This is a genomic window from Skermanella aerolata KACC 11604, from assembly GCF_000936425.1.
GTDB lineage: Bacteria > Pseudomonadota > Alphaproteobacteria > Azospirillales > Azospirillaceae > Skermanella > Skermanella aerolata.
This window is the reverse complement of record NZ_AVFK01000269.1, coordinates 1-227: the sequence shown is the minus strand read 5'-3', so window position 1 is coordinate 227 and position 227 is coordinate 1. Positions and strand designations below refer to the sequence as shown.

The 227-nt window shown below is 67.8% G+C and carries 1 pseudogene; it reads left to right on the top strand.

Features of this window, described 5'->3' with window-relative positions:
- A pseudogene (locus N826_RS44695) lies at nucleotides 1-227 on the top strand (hypothetical protein); the annotation flags it as partial.

Sequence of the window (227 nt, the reverse complement as noted above, 5' to 3'; positions counted from 1 at the left end):
ACCGGTCGTCTGCTGGAATCCGGATCCGGCGACCTTGCCGGCGCCGCAACTCACCGCGATCGGCACCTTCTGGAGTGACCTTGTCGCCCAAGAGGGCCAGCCCGATCCGGCGGCGTTCGTCCCGGCCCTGGGCTACCTGATGCTGCTCGAGCCCGTCGACGGCGGCCGGGATTTTCGTTACCGCCTGTACGGCACTCAGATCGCGCGCTGGTCCGGTCTGGATCTGA